Below are 16,114 nucleotides of genomic sequence, written 5' to 3'. Positions count from 1 at the left end.
AGGCGGCGAACGTTAGAAAGCCGTTAACCATAATCGCACGTACTGTCCGATATCAGGTCGAACGGTGGAGGGCGCGATGGGCGCGGTGGTGCCGTTTCCGATGTGCCGAATGCCCGCGAAGCCGCGCGGCGTCGATGCGAGTGCCGAGCCGGTGCGCGGGCCAGCGCAGGTCGTCATCCTGCCGGTGGTCCAGCTCATCCGCCATCCCGATGCGCCGGCGGCGCTTGCCGCAGGAGAGCGCCGAGAGCCGCTATGAGGCGGGCCCGCAACTGGCCAGTTCCATGCGCGCGCGCACCTCGTCGCGGGCGCCGCGCTCGCGCACCATGGCGCGGATGAGCACGATGCCCTCATTGCTCGGCGATTCGACGATCAGCCGGTCGGCGGCGGTGACTTCTTCATCCTCCGGCAGCGCGGCGCGCTGCTTGCCGTTCATCAGGTCGAGCTCGATGATGCTGCGCCCGGCCGAGCGGTCGTTGATCGCGTAGAAGGGCAGCCCGTAGCGCGTGTAGAACGAGACTGAGGTGTAGTCCTCGGTGGTCGGCACCCGCACCTTCAGCGGCCCGTCGCTGAGATCATAGAGGCACACCGCCGAGACGAAGGCGGGGTCGGTCGCCGGCAGCACCGCGCCGAGTGCGGAAGGGTCGTCGATTGCCGCGACGCGGTTGGGCTCTCCCACCGCCGAGAGGCGCGCATAGGCGTCCTGCTCGGAGAGGTAGGGCAGGATCAGCACCGCCACCAGATGCACGATGCCGCCCAGCACGAGGCCGGCGAGAATAGGCAGGATCAGCCGCTTCATGGGCAGCTCTCCGTCACCAGCGCGGGCATGACGGGGGCGTCGCTGGTGCGGCTCGCCAGGCCCACCGAGGTGTCGTAGAGCCGGACGGTGAGCACGATGCGGTCGCGCGCGCCGGTCGGCAGCCAGTTGCCCGGCCGGGCGCGCGGGCCGAGCGCGACGTCGAGCGTGCCGTCGCGGTTCCACACGACTTCGGCGCTGGTGAAATCGGTGCGGTCGGCGGCGTTCTCGATCAGCCGGCCCTGTCCATCGGTGACGGTCAGCGTCCAGAAGCGGGCCTGCGGCAGTTCGCCGGTCAGGCGGATGTCGCAGCGCCCGTCGAGCGCCCGCCCTGCCGAATCGGTGGAGGCGACGAAGGCGATGCCGTCCGCCAGCTCCAGCGGCAGTTCGCCGGCGCGGGCGAGGGCGGCGCGGGCATAGGGGTCGGCGGTCTCCGTGCCCGCCTTCGGCCAGGCCGCCCATGGCCCCGAGCGCACGAGGCCGGGCCCGTAGCCGTCCACCGTGGTGATCCAGGTGAGGCCGAGCCCGACGGCGGTGCCGATGGCGAGGGTCAGGATGAACAGCAGGGAACGCACGGGCGGCAGCTATCCGGTGGAACGGCGCCCGCCGGGCGCCATGGGAATGGGCGCCACATGGATGGGCGCAAGCGGAGGCGAGGTCAATTGGGCGAGGTCAATTGGGCGAGGTCGATCGCGGCGGGGTCAGTTGGCTCCGGTGAGGGCGACGCCGGTGACAGGTGACGGATCGGCGGCGGCGGTGGGACGGCGCACGGGCTGGGCGGCCGCCTCGCGCAGGCGGGCGGAGAGCGCCATCAGCCGCTCGGCGGCGGCCGGGCTCAGCGTCACCGGGCGCTGCACGCCGTCGATCTGCAGGGGCGAGGCCTGCGCCACCGCGCCGTCGAGCACGGGGGCTGGCTGGTTGCCCAGCCCCGGCGTCGGCTTGATCTCGATGCCCTGGTGGGCGAAGGCCATCACCTTCTGCCACGTCATCGCCGGCAGCGAGCCGCCGGTCATCTTGCGGGTGGAGGCGTAGTCGTCATTGCCGAACCAGATCGCCCCTACGTAATTACCAGTAAATCCAACAAACCAGGCGTCGCGGTAGGCGTTGGTGGTCCCGGTCTTGCCGGAGACCTTGGTGCCAGGGATCATGGCGCGGCGGCCGGTGCCGTTCTCCACCACGCTGTTCAGCATCGGGTTGATCATGGCGATGATCTCCGGCGGGATCACCTGATGGGGCTTCGGCCCGTTCTGCGCGAAGCTCCACACCGGCTCGCCGGCGGGGGTGCGCATCTCCACCACCGCATGGGGATCGACCGACAGGCCGCCGGAGGCGAAGACGGCGTAGCCGGTCGCCTGATCGAGCACGGTGACCTCAGCCGCGCCGAGCGGCAGCGCACGGGTGATCTTGAGCTCGCTCTTCACCCCCATGGCGTGGGCGAGGTCGACGATGCGCCCGCGCCCGATGGCCTCGGCGAGCTTCACCGCCACCGTGTTGAGCGAGCGGGTGAGCGCGTTGATCAGCGTGATCGAGCCGGCATAGGAGCGGCCGTAATTCTGCGGGCACCAGTTGCCGATGCAGATCGGCCCGTCCACCACGATGGTCTGCGGCTTGAACTTCCCCGTCATCAGCGCCGCCGTGTAGACATAGGGCTTGAAGGACGAGCCGGGCTGGCGCAGCGCGTCGGTGGCGCGGTTGAACTGGCTCTCGCCATAGTCGCGCCCGCCGACCATGGCGCGCACGGCGCCGTTCGGCTCCATCACCACCATGGCGGACTGGCTGGCGCCGTAATCCTTGCCGAACTGCTTCAGGCTGTCGCGTATGGCGGTGTCGGCGGCCTTCTGGATATTGGGGTCGAGCGCGGTGCGCACGATGAAGGAGCGCTCGGCGAAATCCTTGGGCAGCTTGTCGACGATGCGCTTCACCTGGTCGAAGGCGAAGTCGAGATAATATTCGGGCAGGTCGTCCTGCTTGCGGTCGACGGGCGTCGCCGGGTTGCGGCGGGCGCCGAACACCTGGCCCTCGGTCATGAAGCCGGCGTCGACGAGGTTGTCGAGCACGACGGAGGCGCGCCCGCGCGCGGCCGGCAGGTTCACATGCGGGGCGAAGCGCGAGGGCGCCTTGAACAGGCCGGCCAGCATGGCCGCCTCGGCGAGGTTCACGTCGCGCGCGGACTTGCCGAAATAATACTGCGAGGCCGCGTCCACGCCGAAGGCGCCGCCGCCCATATAGGCGCGGTCGAGATAGAGCTTGAGTATCTGGTTCTTGGTGAGGTGGAACTCCAGCCACAGTGCCAGGAACGCTTCCTTGATCTTGCGCTCGAGCGTGCGCTCGTTCGACAGGAACAGGTTCTTGGCAAGCTGCTGGGTGAGCGAGGAGCCGCCCTGCACCACGCCGCCCGCCCGCGCGTTCGACAGCACGGCGCGGAAGGTGCCGGGAATGTCGATGCCGAAATGCTCGTAGAAGCGCCGGTCCTCGGTGGCGAGCACCGCCTTTATGAGATGGTCGGGGAATTCCTCCAGCGGCACCGTGTCGTTGTGGCGGATGCCGCGCTCGCCGATGGTGTTGCCATAGCGGTCGAGGAAGGTGACGGACAGTTCGGCGCGCTTGAGCCAGTCGTCGGAGGTCTCGCGGAAGGCGGGCACGGCGAGCGCCAGCATCAGAACCGCGCCAACCGCGCCCCAGGTCATGCCCTCGGAAGCGAGCGAGATCGCCCAGCGGCCGGGGCCCTGCACGTTGAAGCGCTCGGTGAAGGCGACGAAGCTGTCCCAGCCCGAGCGCAGGCCGACGCCGCCATTGTAGATCGAACTGTCGATCCAGGAATCGACGGCGAGCAGCACATTGCGCAGGCGCCGGCGGAATCGCGACGGCGCGGGCCCACCCTCGGGGGCGGCCTGCGGCACGTTCTGCGGGGGCGCGTCGTCCTGCGGCGCGTCTTCCGGCTTATCGTTCGGCGTGTCGGTCAAGCACGTGCTCCAGCGGCGCTTCGCCCTTATAGCCGAGCCCATGCCCGCGCACGAGGGCGGGAAGAAGGCTCGCCAGAGCGAAGATGCGAGGCTATCTAAGGTTTGATTGCCGGTTCGTGAAGCGCGGACCGGCGCTGATCTTCATGGAAACCCATCGCGATGGCCGACGAAACCGGCGCGGGCGGCGAGACGCCGTTCTGGCGCGCCAAGTCTCTGGAGGAGATGAACCCCGCCGAGTGGGAAAGCCTGTGCGACGGCTGCGGGCGCTGCTGCCTCGTCAAGCTGCAGGACGAGGACAGCGACGCCATCGCCTATACCGACATAGGCTGCCAGCTTCTCGACGAATTCGGCTGCCGCTGCCGCGACTATCCCAACCGGCAGGCGCAGGTGCCGGACTGCGTGCGCCTGACGCCGGAGGCGGTGCGCTCGCTCGGCTGGCTGCCGCCGTCCTGCGGCTACCGGCTCGTCGCCGAGGGGCGCGACCTCTACTGGTGGCATCCGCTGGTCTCCGGCGATCCCGACAGCGTGCACGCCGCCGGTGTTTCGGTGCGCGGGCGCGTCGGCGCACTGGAGGATGAGGTGCCGCTGGAGGATTATCTCGACCACATGGTGCGCTGGCCGCTGCGCCTGCCGCGCGGCGCGCTGCGCAAATCCGCCGCCGTCGGCTCCGGGGCGGTGGCCAGCAAGGGGACGCGACGCTAGAGCGGCCGGGCCGTCGCCGGGGGGAGAAGGGTCTCGGAGAAGGTTCTCGGAGAGGAGCCTCGGGGAGAAATTTTCATGGAGAGCGTGACCGGCGGCTGCCTGTGCGGCGATATGAGGCTCGTTGCGAAGGGGCGCCCGTATCGCGTCGGGCTCTGCCATTGCCTTGACTGCCGCAAGCATCACGGGGCGCTGTTTCACGCCTCGGCAATCTTCCCGCAGGAGGCGGTAAGCATCGAGGGCGCCACGCGCGACTATGAGGGCCGTCACTTCTGCCCGCGCTGCGGCTCCTCGGTGTTCGGCCGCTCCGGGGACGAGATCGAGGTCAACCTCGGCGCGCTCGATGCACCCGATGGGTTCGTGCCGACCTATGAGCTGTGGACGGTGCGCCGGGAGAGCTGGCTCCCGGCCTTTCCGCTGGCGCACCGCTACGCGCGCGACCGCGACGACGAGAGCCGGCGCTCCGAGGATTAGGCCGCCGCCGTGCTCAGGGCGGGCCGCCGGGGCCGGCGCCGCCATGCTCGTCGGCAAAGTCGATGCCGGCCTGCGTCTCGGCGATGGCCTGACGCACCAGCTCGATGGCCCGTTCGCGGTGGCCGCCCTTGTTGGGCGTCGATTCCCGCAGCGAGGCGAGCGCGGCGTAGAGGTCGGACACCGCCCGCTCCATATTGCCCTGATAGGCGGAGGCCGGCAGCGCCGGCAGGGTGGCGAAGGCCACGGCGAGGGCACCGCCCGCCGCCAGCGTGGCAAGGTCGCGGCGGGTCATCGTTTCGTCGGTCATGTGAGGCTCCCGTACATCCCGGCATCCCGAGCATGGCGCCGTCGCCGTTCCGCGACAATGCCGCCCGCGATACCGTCGACGGGCTCAGAGCTCCAGCACGCTCCTGTCGACCTGCTCGATGTCCTTGGTGCCGGTCAGCGCCATGGAGACGTCGAGCTCGCGGCGCATGATCTCGATGGCCTTGGCGACGCCCGCCTGACCGCCGGCGGCCAGCGACCACAGGAAGGCCTTGCCCATCATGCAGCCCCGCGCGCCGAGCGCCCGCGCCTTGAGGATATCCTGACCCGACTGCACGCCGCCGTCGAACCAGACCTCGCTCGTGCCGCCGCCGATGGCGTCGACGATGCGCGGCAGCGCCTTGATCGAGGAGATGGCACCGTCGAGCTGGCGCCCGCCATGGTTGGACACCACGATGGCGTCCACGCCGGTGGCGGCGGCGATCTTCGCGTCCTCGACGTCGAGCACGCCCTTGAGGATGAGCTTGCCCGGCCAGAGCGAGCGCACCCATTCCACGTCCTTCCACGACAGGGAGGGGTCGAACTGGCCGGCGATCCACTGCGATAGGGTTGAGAGGCTGTCGCTTTCCTTGCGCACGGCGAGGTTGCCGAAGGAATGGCGCTTGCCCATCAGCACGCTGGCGATCCAGTGCGGTTTGGTGGCGATGTCGAGCGCGTTGGCGAGGGTGAGCCTGGGGGGAACGGAGAGGCCGTTCTTGATGTCCATGTGGCGCTGGCCCTGGATCTGCAGGTCGAGCGTCAGCACGAGGGCCGAGCATTTGGCGGCCTTGGCGCGCTCGATCAGCGATTCCGAGAATTTGCGGTCGCGCATCACGTAGAGCTGGAACCAGAAGGGCTTGTCCACCGCGCCCGCCACGTCCTCGATCGAGCAGATCGACATGGTCGAGAGGGTGAAGGGAATGCCGGCGGCCTGCGCGGCGCGGCAGCCATGGATCTCGCCGTCGCCGTGGAACAGGCCGGTGAGGCCGGTCGGCGCGATGGCGAGGGGGAGGGCGACCTTCTCGCCGATCAGGGTGGTGGCGGTGGAGCGCTCGGAGACGTCGATCATCACGCGCTGGCGCAGGCCGATGGCGGCGAGGTCCGCCTTGTTGGCGCGCAGCGTCGCCTCGTCATAGGAGCCGCGGTCGGCATAGTGGAAGATGGCGCGCGGCACCTTGCGCTTCGCGATGGCGCGCAGGTCCTGGATGCTGGTCACGGGAGCCATTGGCGGTCTCCAAGCCCGAAAAGGAATGCGGGGGAGGCTGATACGCCTCCCCCGGCACAGGTCAATGATGAATGACAAGGGCCGTGAACGGCCAGACATAGGCCTGCATCGTCACCAGCAGGCCGACCAGCACCGCCAGCGCCAGCGAGTGGAAGAACACGTAGCGCAGGATCACGCCTTCCTTGTTCAGCCAGCCGGTGGCGGTGGAGGCGACGACGATGGACTGCGCGTCGATCATCTTGCCCATCACGCCGCCCGAGGAGTTGGCCGCTCCCATGAGGATGGGCGAGAGGCCGAGCTGCTCGGAAGTGATGCGCTGGAGACCGCCGAACAGCACGTTCGAGGCCGTGTCCGAGCCGGTGAGCGCGACGCCGAGCCAGCCCAGCAGCGTGCCGAACAGCGGGTAGAACGGGCCGGACATCGCGAAGGCGAGGCCGAGCGTGGCGTCGAGGCCGGAGTAGCGGGTGAGGAAGCCCAGCGCCAGCATGATGGCGATGGTGGCGAGCGAGAAGCGCACCTTCCAGATCGTCTTGACGTAGATCTTCACCAGCGCGACCGGCGAGTAGCCCATCAGCAGGCCCGCGAGGACGGCGGAGGCGAAGATGCCCGAGCCGGTCATCGACAGGATGTTGAAGTTGAACACCGCCGCTTCCGCATGCGGCTGGGCGACGACCGGCGGCACCTTGAAGACGAGGTTGTGCAGGCCCTCGAAGGGGATCTTCTGGATGAACAGCGCGTCGAGCGCGGTTTTCACCTGCGGGATGCCCCAGGCGAAGACGAAGACGGTCAGGATGCCCCAGGGCAGCCACGCCTTGACGAGATCGCCGGTCGAGGGGCGCAGCGCGAGGTCGACGGGCTTGGCCGCCACGTCGGCGGAGCCGTCGTCGCCCTTGTAGTTGCGCAGCGCCGTCGAGGTCCATTCCTTCTTCGGCTTCCACACGCGCAGGAAGAGCACGAGGCAGACCATCGACACGATGGCCGCGACCACGTCGACCAGCCACGGGCCGTGGAAGTTGGAGACCAGGAACTGGGGAATGGCGAAGGAGACGCCGCAGACGAGGATCGCCGGCCATATCTCCAGCATGCCGCGCCAGCCCGCAAAGGCCCAGATCAGCCAGAACGGCACGATCAGCGAGAAGAAGGGAAGCTGGCGGCCGATCATCGCCGAGAGGTCGAGCAGGTCGAGCCCGGTGACGGCGGCGAGCGCCACTACCGGAGTACCTAGAGCGCCATACGCGACCGGGGCGGTGTTGGCGATCAGCGACAGGCCCGAGGCGGCGAGCGGCGAGAAGCCCAGCCCGATCAGCAGCGCGGCCGTCACGGCGACGGGCGTGCCGAAGCCGGCCGCGCCTTCGAAGAACGCGCCGAAGGAGAAGGCGATCAGCAGGAGCTGCAGGCGGCGGTCGCCGGTGATGCCGGCGATGGAGTGCTGCAGCGTCGTGAACGAGCCGTTGGTTTCCGTGAGCTGATGCAGGAAGATGATGTTGAGGACGATCCAGCCGATCGGCATCAGGCCGTAGGCCGCGCCGTAGCCGGCGGCGAGGCCCGCCTTGTCGGCCGGCATGCCGAAGATGAACACGGCGATGACGAAGGCGGCGACGAGGCCAGCGAAGGCCGCGACATGCGCCTTCATGTGCAGGAAGCCGAGGCCGACGAGCATGACGACGATCGGCACGGCCGCCAGCAGCGTCGACAGCGCCATGCTGCCGAACGGATCGTATACTTGGTTCCAGGTCACGGGCGTTTCTCCGGGGAGGAATTCGGTGCAGGGTTGTTCCCAGCTTGTGCCGGATTGGGCCCGGGCTCTGCCGTGCCAGCCCTCCTTCTGGTAAGGAGGTTACAATGGAGTGCCGCTTGGTAAGTTTGTCTTACCATTCAAGTCAATTGGTCCGCCGATGCAACTTTGGTTTTAATGACCTAACGGAAACTCATAAAATTCCGTAGTAAAAACAAAGGGGAGGTTCGTTCCTTGGAACGATTGCGTACACCGAAGCTGGCGGAATCCATCGCCGAGCATATTGAGCGGCTGATCCTCGAAGGCGTGCTGCGGCCGGGCGAGAAGCTCGCCAGCGAGCGCGACCTCGCCGAGCGGCTGGAGGTTTCCCGCCCGTCGCTGCGCGACGCGCTGGAGATGCTGGAGCAGCGCGGCCTGCTGGCCACCAGCCGCGAGGGCACCCGCGTCACCCAGTTCCTGTCCGGCCTGACCGAGCCGCTGGCGGGATTGCTGCAGTCCAACGAGCGGGTGACGGCGGATTATTTCGAGTACCGCGCGGCGGTGGAGCGCACGGCGGCCGGGCTGGCGGCGGTGCGTGCCACCACGCCGGAGCGCGAGGCGATCCGCGAGTGCCTCGCCGAGATGGAGGCGGCGCATCAGGCGCAGAACGCCGACCGTGAGGCGGAGGCCGACATCGAGCTGCACCGGCTGGTCTACGGCGCCTCGCACAACCTCGTCATCCTGCATGTGATGCGGGCCTTCTCGGAGATGCTGCGGCGGGACATCTTCTTCAACCGCACCAGCCTGTTCGAGGTCGCCGCCTTCCGTAACGCGCTGCTGGAGCAGCACCGGGCCATCGGCGAGGCGGTGGTGGCGGGCGACGCGGCGCGGGCCGAGAAGGCGACGCACGACCACCTGACCTTCGTGAACGACACGGTGGAGCGCACCCGGCAGGACGCGGCGCGGGCCGATCTCGCCGTGCGCCGGCTCACCCGCTCGACGCTGCTGGGGAGCTGATCCGCGCCCTCAGGCGCCGGGATGCTCGGCCACGGCGTCGGCCCGGCCGAGCCGGATGACGCCGAGCACCAGCGCGCAGCCGATGCCGATGACCGCCGCGCCGGCCATTTGCGGCAGCGACAGCGGCTCGTCGAGCAGCAGCGTGCCGATGGTCACGGCGACCGCCGTCACCGCGAACTCGACGCTGATGGCGCGCGTCGGGCCGATGGAGGCGATGAGGCCGAAATAGGCGACATAGGTCATCGCGCTCATCAGCGTGCCGGCGATGAGCAGCATCAGATAGTCGTGCGCCACCGGCACGGTGGGGATCGGCACCACGGCAAGAAGGGGCAGGGTGAGCAGCCCGCCGACGAGGAAGGCGCCGATCGTGACCTCCCACGAGCCGGCGCTGGACAGGCGCCGCCCGGCATAGACGCTGCCGAACGCCGCCGACAGGGTGGAGGCGATGGTCGCCGCGCAGCCGACGAGGAAATCCGGCGTCACCGGCCGCGCGGGAAAGCCGACCAGCAGCACCACGCCGATGATGCCGAGCGCGATGCCGACGACCCCGCCCGGCCGGATCGGCTCGACCCGCCAGAGCCGGGCGATCAGCATCGAGAAAAGCGGGATGGTGGCGACGAGGATCGCCGACATGGCGGTGCCGATGCGCGGCAGGCCGTAGGAGATCAGCGTGAGCTGCGCCGCCACGGTGAAGGCGCCCACCACCAGCAGCGGCCGGATGCCGAAGCTGAAATCGAGCTTCCGGCCGACGAGCCGGGCGGCGAGGAACAGCGTGCCGGCCGCCAGGAACGAACGCAGTGCCACCGAGCCGGCCCAGCCGAAGGCATGGATGATGTGGGTCATCACCACGAAGGAGGCACCCCATGTCACCGCCAGGAAGACGTAGGAGGCAATGTCTCTGGGGGTCATGCGCGGGCACCGTGGAGCGAGGCGGCTCACGCGGCCGGATCGCGCGCGGACCGTAGATCGCCGCGCGCCGGTGTCAATGCGTTCCGTGGGAGAGGGCGCGGGCGCCCGCGCGATCCCGTGCCGGGGCGGCTTCGACCGGGCGTCGGCGGGCCGCGCCGATCGCTTTCGCATCGCGCCGGCGCGCCCGGCTCGCAGATGCGGGTCGTAATTCGTCCGAAAGCGAGGAACTGGCAGCCTTCGTGGAGGTATTTCGCGTGAAAACGTCACGCATCCGTGCCTACAATCGCCCGTTGCGCCGGGGATGGGCGGGATGCGCGAGGATCGCATAAGGCAGGCGCTGGACCGCTGCTACGAGGCCGTCCTCGCGCCCGGCCTGTGGGCGGACGCGCTGCACGAGCTGGCGCAGGCCTTCGGCGGCGCGGCGATGATGTTCTATCCCTATGAGCGGGACCTCTCCGCCTCCGACCCGCGCGACCCGCGGCGCAGCCTCTCCAAGGTGCCGATCTCGCACGAATATATGGAGGTGGTGGAGGAATACGAGCGCAGCCGCTGGTATCTCAACCACTACCGCGCCGAGCGGGGGCTGCCGCTGATGGTGGCGGGACGCTCCGTCGTGATCGAGCACCAACTTGCCACCGACGAGGAACGCCGGCGCTCGCGGCACTATAACGACCTGTATCTGCGCTTCGGCTTTCCCGGCTATGCGATGATCAACGTGCCGATGGTCGACCAGAGCTGGTGCATCCCCATGCTGCGCGCGAACCGGCAGGAGCACTTCAACCCGGAGGAGGCGGCCTATATCAGCCGCTTCGTGCCGCAGTTCCGCCGCCTGATCAGCCTTTCCGACAAGCTGGAGTTGGAGAAGGCACGCGCCGCCACCACCGGGCTCGACGCGGTGAACGCGCCGGCCGCGCTGATCGACTGGCGCGGCCAAGTGCATTCGCTGAACGCCGGCGCCGAGGCGCTGCTGGGGCCGGACCTGCACCTGGTGCGCGGCGTGTTGGCGCCGGCCGACCGCAGAAGCAATGCCGCCCTGCAGGCGATGATCCGCAACGCGTTGCGGGTCGACCGCACGGCGGTCGCCAGCATGCAGCCCTCCTCGCTGATCGCCCGGCGCGGCGGACGGCCGATCCTCGCCGAGGTGCTGCCGCTGTCCGGTATTTTCTGCGACCTGTTCAACCATGCGCAGATCCTGCTGCTGCTGACCGACCTCGCCCGGCTTCCCGTGCCGCGCGAGGAGCGGCTGCGCGTCGCCTTCGGGCTGACGCTCGCCGAGGCCCGGCTGGCGGTGCGCCTCGTCGCCGGCACCGAGCTGCGCGCGGCGGCCGACGAACTCGCCGTCAGCTACGAGACCGCACGGGTGCGCCTGCGCGTGATCTTCCAGAAGACCGGCACCCACCGGCAGGGCGAGCTGGTGGCGCTGCTGTCGCGGCTGGCGCGGTGAAGCCTGCCGAATTTCGGGAAGCGGCTCAGCCCGCCGCGCGCTGGCCGGCGAACTGGCCGCCATAGCCGCGCTGGGGCACGCCGAGCGTCTGCTCCAGTATGAGCTGGCACACCTTCATGCCGGCGCGCAGGCGGATCGGGCGGGGGCCGAGATTGATGATTTCGAGCTGGATGCGCCCGGTCGAGCCGGCATGGATGGTCGGCGCGGTGAGGTGGACGATGAGGCCGATGCGGGCGAGCGAACTCTTGCCCTCGACGCGGGCGGCGAGCCGCGCCCCGGCCCGCAGGTCCACCCGCTCCAGCGTCCAGCCGAGCACCAGACGGCCGGGATCGAGCACGAAGCCGGCCTCGCCGATCTCGATATCGTCGGCCATGCGGGCGATGGCTTCCTTGAAGGAATAGCCCGGCCCGGCCGGGTCGATCACCGGGTCTTCGCCCTCGGCGGGGTCGCGGTAGAGGGTGAGGCGGGAATCGAGGCGCAGGTCGACGCCGTTGGGCGCATAGAACTCGGCCGGCGGCGGCGGCTCGATGGCGACGGAGCCCTCGGCCATGGCGTCGAGAATGTCGCGGTCGGTCAGGATCAAGGCAAGCTCTCTCGCAGGATCGGCACAACCCCCGGATCGGTAACATGGTTCCCCGGCAGGGGGAACGGCGCGCGGGTGTCGCAGGGCCGGTTGAACGGCTTTCGCGCGCAACTTCACGGAGGGGGGTGCAACAAAATCTGTGCAATCCTGCAATCATTTGGGCTTGAGCATTTTGCGCTGCCGCACGAGTTTAGGCGCCGACATGGCGCCCGCCCGCCGGCGCCGCAAGTGGAGTTGCCCCGACATGACCGACCGTCCCAAGCTTCTCGCCATCTCCGGCAGCCTGCGCGCCGCCGCCTTCTCCACCGCGGTGGCGCACGCCCTGAAGGACGCCGCCGCGCCCAAGGCCGACGTCACCGTGCACCTCCTCAACGACGTGCCCTTCTACAATCAGGACGAGGACGGCGAGACGCAGCCGGCGGCCGCGGCGGCGCTGCGCGCGGCGATGGCGGCGGCGGACGGCGTGATCTTCATCTCGCCGGAATATAATTACGGCACCTCGGGCGCGCTGAAGAACGCCATCGACTGGGGCTCGCGCCCCTATGCCAAGGGCGCGCTGCTCGGCAAGGCGGCGCTGGTCGTCACCTCCTCGCCCGGCTCCACCGGCGGCATCCGCGCGCAGGCGCAGGTGCGTGAATCGCTGTCGGCGGCGGGCGCGCGCGTCGTCACCTATCCTCACCTCGCCATTCCCAATGTCGGCGACAAGGTGAAGGACGGCGCCTTCACCGACGAGAAGACCAAGGGCTTCGTGCTCGGCGGCGTCGACGCGCTGCTGCGCGAGATCCGCCTCCTCAAGCTCGCCGCCGAGTGAGAGACCGGCGGGTGGGGGCTTGAGCCTGCCGCCCGCCCGGTCACTATGGGCGCCCCGCACCCGGAGCGCGCCATGATGTCCACTCTCCCGCTTTCCCGCCGCCTTCGCTGCCTTGTGCCGCTGCTGGCGGGGGCGCTGCTCGCCGCCGGTGCCGCCGCTGCCGAGCCGGTGGCCCGCGCCAAGGTGGAGGCCGCGCTGCCCGCGCTCGACGCGCAGGCGGCCAAGGCGGTGGCGGACGGCCTCGTGCCGGGGCTCGCCATCGCCGTCGTGCAGGGCGACGCGCTGCTGTTCGCCAAGGGCTATGGCCTGCGCGAGGCCGGCAAGCCCGGCGCGGTCGACGCCGACACGGTGTTCCAGCTCGCCTCCTTCTCCAAGCCGATCACCGCGACGGTGGTGGCCGCGCTGGTCGGCGACAAGGTGCTGGACTGGGACACGCCGGTGGCGGCGCTCGACCCGACCTTCCAGCTCAAGGACGCCTACCCGACCCAGCAGGTGAGCGTGCGCGACCTGCTTTCTCACCGCTCCGGCCTGCCGGGCGATGCCGGCAACGAGCTGGAGGCGCTCGGCTTCGACCGCGCCACCATTCTCCATCGGCTGCGCTTCGTTCCGCCTTCGTCGAGTTTCCGGGCGGGCTATTCCTATTCGAATTTCGGCTTCACCGCGGGGGCGGTGGCCGCCGCCGCGCCGACCGGCAAACCGTGGGAGGAGGTGGCGCGCGAGAAGCTGTTCGCCCCGCTCGGCATGGCCTCCACATCGGCGCGGCATGCCGATTTCATCGCCTATGAGAACCGCGCCGAGCTGCACATCGGCGGCGCCGGCCGCTGGGCGGCGAAGGTGACGCGCCAGCCGGACGCGCAGGCGCCGGCGGGCGGCGTCTCCTCCACTGCGCGCGATCTCGCGCAATGGCTGCGGCTGGAACTGGCCGGCGGCCTGTTCGAGGGCCGGCGGCTGATCCCGCAAGCCGCGCTGGCGGCGACGCACCAGCCGCTGATGACGCGCGGCAACAATCCGGTGACGGGCGCGGCCTCCTTCTACGGGCTCGGCTGGGTCGTCGAATATGGCCGGCACGGGGTGAGCTGGGGCCATGCCGGGGCCTTCAGCGTCGGGGCGCGTACGCTGGTGACGATCTACCCGGATGCCGATATCGGCATCGTGGTGCTGGCCAATGCCTTCCCCACCGGCGTGCCCGAGGGGCTGGCGGACGATTTCTTCGACCGCGTGTTCGGCACGCCGGGCAGGGACTGGATGGGCCCGTGGAACGCCGCCTATGAGGGGATGTTCGCGCCCGCGCTCGCCGCCGCCAGGGCGCGCTTCGCTCCGCCCGCGCAGGCGCTGCCGGGCGCGCCCTCCGCCGCCTATGAGGGGCGCTACGCCAATGCCTATGTCGGCGGCGCGCAGGTGCTTGCTGCGGGCGGCGGGCTGGAACTGCGGCTCGGCCCGGACGGGCAGGCGCGCTTCCCGCTCACCCATTTCAGCCGGGACGTGTTCCTCTACTACCCCACGCCCGAACTGCCGGAGATGCCCTCCGCAGTCACCTTCACGCTGGGCGCCGATGGCCGGGCGGCTTCGCTGACGCTGGAGGATTTCGACGGCTTCGGGCTGGGAGTGCTGGCGCGGGAGTGAAGGGGGCCGGGCGGAGCCTCGTCGCGCTGTCTCATCCCTCCTTGCGCCGTCATGGCCGGGCTTGACCCGGCCATCCACGTCTTGCCGCCGGGCGCTCGACCGAAGTCGTGGAGTCCCGGCTCAAGCCGGAGATGACGGCTCCAGGGCCAAGTCGCAGCTATTCCGCCACCATATAGGAATAATATCCGATACCGATCGAGGCTGCCGGGAATCCGCCTGGCGCCCCACAGATGTGGGTTGTGGGCAAAGGAAACTGATCCACCATTGCTACGCTGGCCGGTTGCCGGTCGAAGCGGCGCCGCCGGGGATGCGAGCGAAAAGCGGGGGCGGATGATGAGGTGGGGGTCGCTTCGGGTCACGGCCAGAGCTCTGGCGCCGGCCGTGCTCTTCCTTGGCGCGGGCGCCGCCGTCGCGGGCGACATGAGCCTCTACAAGCATGTGCCGACGACCCGCCTGGACGTGCGCGAATGCACCTATGAGGACGCCGGCGCCGTGCAGGCCTCCTGCAAATATATCGAGGTCGGCTCTATCGACGGCTGGCTGACCTCGCAACAGGAGGACGAACTCAAGCTGGTGGGGCTCGACAAATACTGGAACAACGCCGGCACCTATCTGAAATTCGCGGGAACCGCCTGCGCGCGCGGCGACACTTCGCAGGGCGCGCGCGACGTGGCGATGGGGCGCGGCAAGGAACTGGTCAAGGCGCTGATCGAAGCCTTCGAGCAGGACAAGCTGACCGAGGAGATGCGCAAGCACGCCTCCTATCGCGAGGTGGATGGCGGCTGGCATTGCGTCGACACACCGAATACCCGGGAGGCGCAGGCGCCGCGCGATCCGTTCGAAATGAGCGAGGAGCATCTCGGCGGCTTCGCCGAGGTGATGGCGCAGGAGGAACGCGAGCGTGAGGAGAGCCGCCGCGCCGCCGAACGTGCCCGCACCGCGACCTTCATTCTCCACAATGACGACCGCTACACGGTCGGGCTGCAATTCTTCTCAAAGAGCCGCCGGCACTTCTGGCCGGCGGCGGACCGGCAATACAGGCTCGCCGTCGAGGAGACGTACCGCCTTTCCTGCCAGCCCGGCGAGAAGATCTGCCTCGGCGCCTGGCGCGACGGCCAGACCCGGCAATGGGGCGTGGGGCGCGACGGCAGGTCGGGCTGCGAGAACTGCTGCACCACCTGCGGCAACACGCTGGAGACGCGGCTGAACGACGCCGGGGAGGACGCCTATCCCCAGACCAGCGGAGGCGGTGGTGGCGGCTCCGTCGTCAACGACCTCGGCAACATCATCACCGGGGTGGGGCTCGGCATCGACATCTTCAATACGCTGAACGGGGGCGGGGGAGGCGGCGGCGGTGGAGGGGGCTACTCGCCGCCGCCGCCAACCCCTCGCGGCCGCGACTATCGGCCGAGCGGTATTTCGCGCTAGCGCACGGCGCACATCGAAGATTGTAGGAAAATAGTCCTTGACAGCGCGACGCTGGCGGGGTAGCTTTCCTTCATGCTCCACAGTTGTGTCGAGGGCGGGCCTTCGGTGCCGGGGCGACAGGGATTTCC

16 protein-coding genes are annotated in these 16,114 nt (G+C 69.4%); 8 read left to right on the top strand and 8 right to left on the bottom strand.

Annotated features, from left to right (window positions below; all coding sequences use genetic code 11):
- Positions 1-109 precede the first annotated feature (109 nt).
- Positions 110-256, top strand: coding sequence for a hypothetical protein (locus MWN33_RS13505; protein ID WP_247201559.1), 147 nt, complete (start codon positions 110-112; stop codon positions 254-256).
- Here MWN33_RS13505 and MWN33_RS13500 read toward each other — a convergent pair.
- The 3 genes from MWN33_RS13500 to MWN33_RS13490 form a co-directional block, all read right to left on the bottom strand.
- Complete coding sequence (locus MWN33_RS13500; protein ID WP_247201558.1) at positions 251-796, bottom strand: DUF1254 domain-containing protein; 546 nt, start codon at positions 794-796, stop codon at positions 251-253. The genes MWN33_RS13505 and MWN33_RS13500 overlap by 6 nt on opposite strands.
- Positions 793-1,368: a DUF1214 domain-containing protein gene (locus tag MWN33_RS13495; protein ID WP_247201557.1), complete on the bottom strand. Its 576-nt coding sequence runs from the start codon at positions 1,366-1,368 to the stop codon at positions 793-795. Before MWN33_RS13495 ends, MWN33_RS13500 begins: the two co-directional genes overlap by 4 nt.
- A 126-nt stretch (positions 1,369-1,494) precedes the next feature.
- Positions 1,495-3,756: a transglycosylase domain-containing protein gene (locus MWN33_RS13490; RefSeq protein ID WP_281493767.1), complete on the bottom strand. Its 2,262-nt coding sequence runs from the start codon at positions 3,754-3,756 to the stop codon at positions 1,495-1,497.
- Positions 3,757-3,915: 159 nt separating this feature from the next.
- On the opposite strand from MWN33_RS13490, the gene MWN33_RS13485 reads away from it, so the two are divergent.
- Together MWN33_RS13485 and MWN33_RS13480 are read left to right on the top strand one after the other, a co-directional pair.
- The gene (locus MWN33_RS13485; RefSeq protein WP_247201556.1) at positions 3,916-4,458 is read left to right on the top strand and encodes a YcgN family cysteine cluster protein; all 543 of its coding nucleotides are present in this window, start codon (positions 3,916-3,918) and stop codon (positions 4,456-4,458) included.
- A 75-nt stretch (positions 4,459-4,533) separates the two neighbouring features.
- Positions 4,534-4,929, top strand: coding sequence for a GFA family protein (locus MWN33_RS13480; RefSeq protein ID WP_247201555.1), 396 nt, complete (start codon positions 4,534-4,536; stop codon positions 4,927-4,929).
- A 13-nt stretch (positions 4,930-4,942) separates the two neighbouring features.
- Here MWN33_RS13480 and MWN33_RS13475 read toward each other — a convergent pair whose 3' ends face one another.
- The 3 genes from MWN33_RS13475 to MWN33_RS13465 all read right to left on the bottom strand — a co-directional run bounded on the left by MWN33_RS13475 (position 4,943) and on the right by MWN33_RS13465 (position 8,195).
- Complete coding sequence (locus MWN33_RS13475) at positions 4,943-5,236, bottom strand: hypothetical protein (RefSeq protein ID WP_247201554.1); 294 nt, start codon at positions 5,234-5,236, stop codon at positions 4,943-4,945.
- 84 nt (positions 5,237-5,320) lie between these two features.
- Positions 5,321-6,457 (bottom strand): alpha-hydroxy acid oxidase, encoded by a 1,137-nt coding sequence (locus tag MWN33_RS13470; protein WP_247201553.1) that lies wholly within the window; start codon positions 6,455-6,457, stop codon positions 5,321-5,323.
- Between the two features lie 61 nt (positions 6,458-6,518).
- The gene (locus MWN33_RS13465; RefSeq protein WP_247201552.1) at positions 6,519-8,195 is read right to left on the bottom strand and encodes an L-lactate permease; all 1,677 of its coding nucleotides are present in this window, start codon (positions 8,193-8,195) and stop codon (positions 6,519-6,521) included.
- A gap of 231 nt (positions 8,196-8,426) precedes the next feature.
- Here MWN33_RS13465 and MWN33_RS13460 point away from each other — a divergent pair, with 231 nt between their 5' ends.
- The gene (locus MWN33_RS13460; protein ID WP_247201550.1) at positions 8,427-9,188 is read left to right on the top strand and encodes an FCD domain-containing protein; all 762 of its coding nucleotides are present in this window, start codon (positions 8,427-8,429) and stop codon (positions 9,186-9,188) included.
- 9 nt (positions 9,189-9,197) lie between these two features.
- On the opposite strand, the gene MWN33_RS13455 is transcribed toward MWN33_RS13460, so the two are convergent.
- Positions 9,198-10,097 (bottom strand): DMT family transporter, encoded by a 900-nt coding sequence (locus tag MWN33_RS13455; protein WP_247201548.1) that lies wholly within the window; start codon positions 10,095-10,097, stop codon positions 9,198-9,200.
- 310 nt (positions 10,098-10,407) lie between these two features.
- Between MWN33_RS13455 and MWN33_RS13450 the strand changes: the two genes are divergently transcribed.
- Complete coding sequence (locus MWN33_RS13450; RefSeq protein WP_247201546.1) at positions 10,408-11,541, top strand: helix-turn-helix transcriptional regulator; 1,134 nt, start codon at positions 10,408-10,410, stop codon at positions 11,539-11,541.
- Positions 11,542-11,566: 25 nt separating this feature from the next.
- Here the strand turns inward: MWN33_RS13450 and dcd are convergent, their stop codons facing one another.
- Positions 11,567-12,124, bottom strand: coding sequence for a dCTP deaminase (gene dcd / locus MWN33_RS13445; protein WP_247201544.1), 558 nt, complete (start codon positions 12,122-12,124; stop codon positions 11,567-11,569).
- 244 nt (positions 12,125-12,368) lie between these two features.
- Between dcd and MWN33_RS13440 the strand changes: the two genes are divergently transcribed.
- The 3 genes from MWN33_RS13440 to MWN33_RS13430 all read left to right on the top strand — a co-directional run bounded on the left by MWN33_RS13440 (position 12,369) and on the right by MWN33_RS13430 (position 15,986).
- Positions 12,369-12,935 (top strand): NADPH-dependent FMN reductase, encoded by a 567-nt coding sequence (locus tag MWN33_RS13440; protein ID WP_247201542.1) that lies wholly within the window; start codon positions 12,369-12,371, stop codon positions 12,933-12,935.
- A 75-nt stretch (positions 12,936-13,010) separates the two neighbouring features.
- The gene (locus MWN33_RS13435) at positions 13,011-14,558 is read left to right on the top strand and encodes a serine hydrolase (protein WP_425532008.1); all 1,548 of its coding nucleotides are present in this window, start codon (positions 13,011-13,013) and stop codon (positions 14,556-14,558) included.
- A gap of 381 nt (positions 14,559-14,939) precedes the next feature.
- Entirely contained in the window at positions 14,940-15,986 is a 1,047-nt protein-coding gene (locus MWN33_RS13430) for a hypothetical protein (RefSeq protein WP_247201538.1), read from the top strand.
- The last annotated feature ends 128 nt before the right edge of the window (positions 15,987-16,114 follow it).

Source organism: Ancylobacter koreensis, from assembly GCF_023016525.1.
In the GTDB taxonomy this organism is placed as follows: Bacteria; Pseudomonadota; Alphaproteobacteria; order Rhizobiales; family Xanthobacteraceae; genus Ancylobacter; species Ancylobacter koreensis.
Note: the sequence above shows the minus strand (reverse complement) of the source record. Positions and strands in the feature narration are given on the sequence as shown.

Bases quoted from the DNA above. Each gene is read 5' to 3' on its own strand.
- MWN33_RS13435 (WP_425532008.1), top strand. From the start codon at position 13,011: ATGTCCACTCTCCCGCTTTCCCGCCGCCTTCGCTGCCTTGTGCCGCTG.
- MWN33_RS13470 (WP_247201553.1), bottom strand. From the start codon at position 6,457: ATGGCTCCCGTGACCAGCATCCAGGACCTGCGCGCCATCGCGAAGCGC.
- MWN33_RS13450 (WP_247201546.1), top strand. From the start codon at position 10,408: ATGCGCGAGGATCGCATAAGGCAGGCGCTGGACCGCTGCTACGAGGCC.
- MWN33_RS13440 (WP_247201542.1), top strand. From the start codon at position 12,369: ATGACCGACCGTCCCAAGCTTCTCGCCATCTCCGGCAGCCTGCGCGCC.
- MWN33_RS13505 (WP_247201559.1), top strand. From the start codon at position 110: ATGCCCGCGAAGCCGCGCGGCGTCGATGCGAGTGCCGAGCCGGTGCGC.
- MWN33_RS13475 (WP_247201554.1), bottom strand. From the start codon at position 5,236: ATGACCGACGAAACGATGACCCGCCGCGACCTTGCCACGCTGGCGGCG.
- MWN33_RS13485 (WP_247201556.1), top strand. From the start codon at position 3,916: ATGGCCGACGAAACCGGCGCGGGCGGCGAGACGCCGTTCTGGCGCGCC.
- MWN33_RS13500 (WP_247201558.1), bottom strand. From the start codon at position 796: ATGAAGCGGCTGATCCTGCCTATTCTCGCCGGCCTCGTGCTGGGCGGC.
- MWN33_RS13480 (WP_247201555.1), top strand. From the start codon at position 4,534: ATGGAGAGCGTGACCGGCGGCTGCCTGTGCGGCGATATGAGGCTCGTT.
- MWN33_RS13455 (WP_247201548.1), bottom strand. From the start codon at position 10,097: ATGACCCCCAGAGACATTGCCTCCTACGTCTTCCTGGCGGTGACATGG.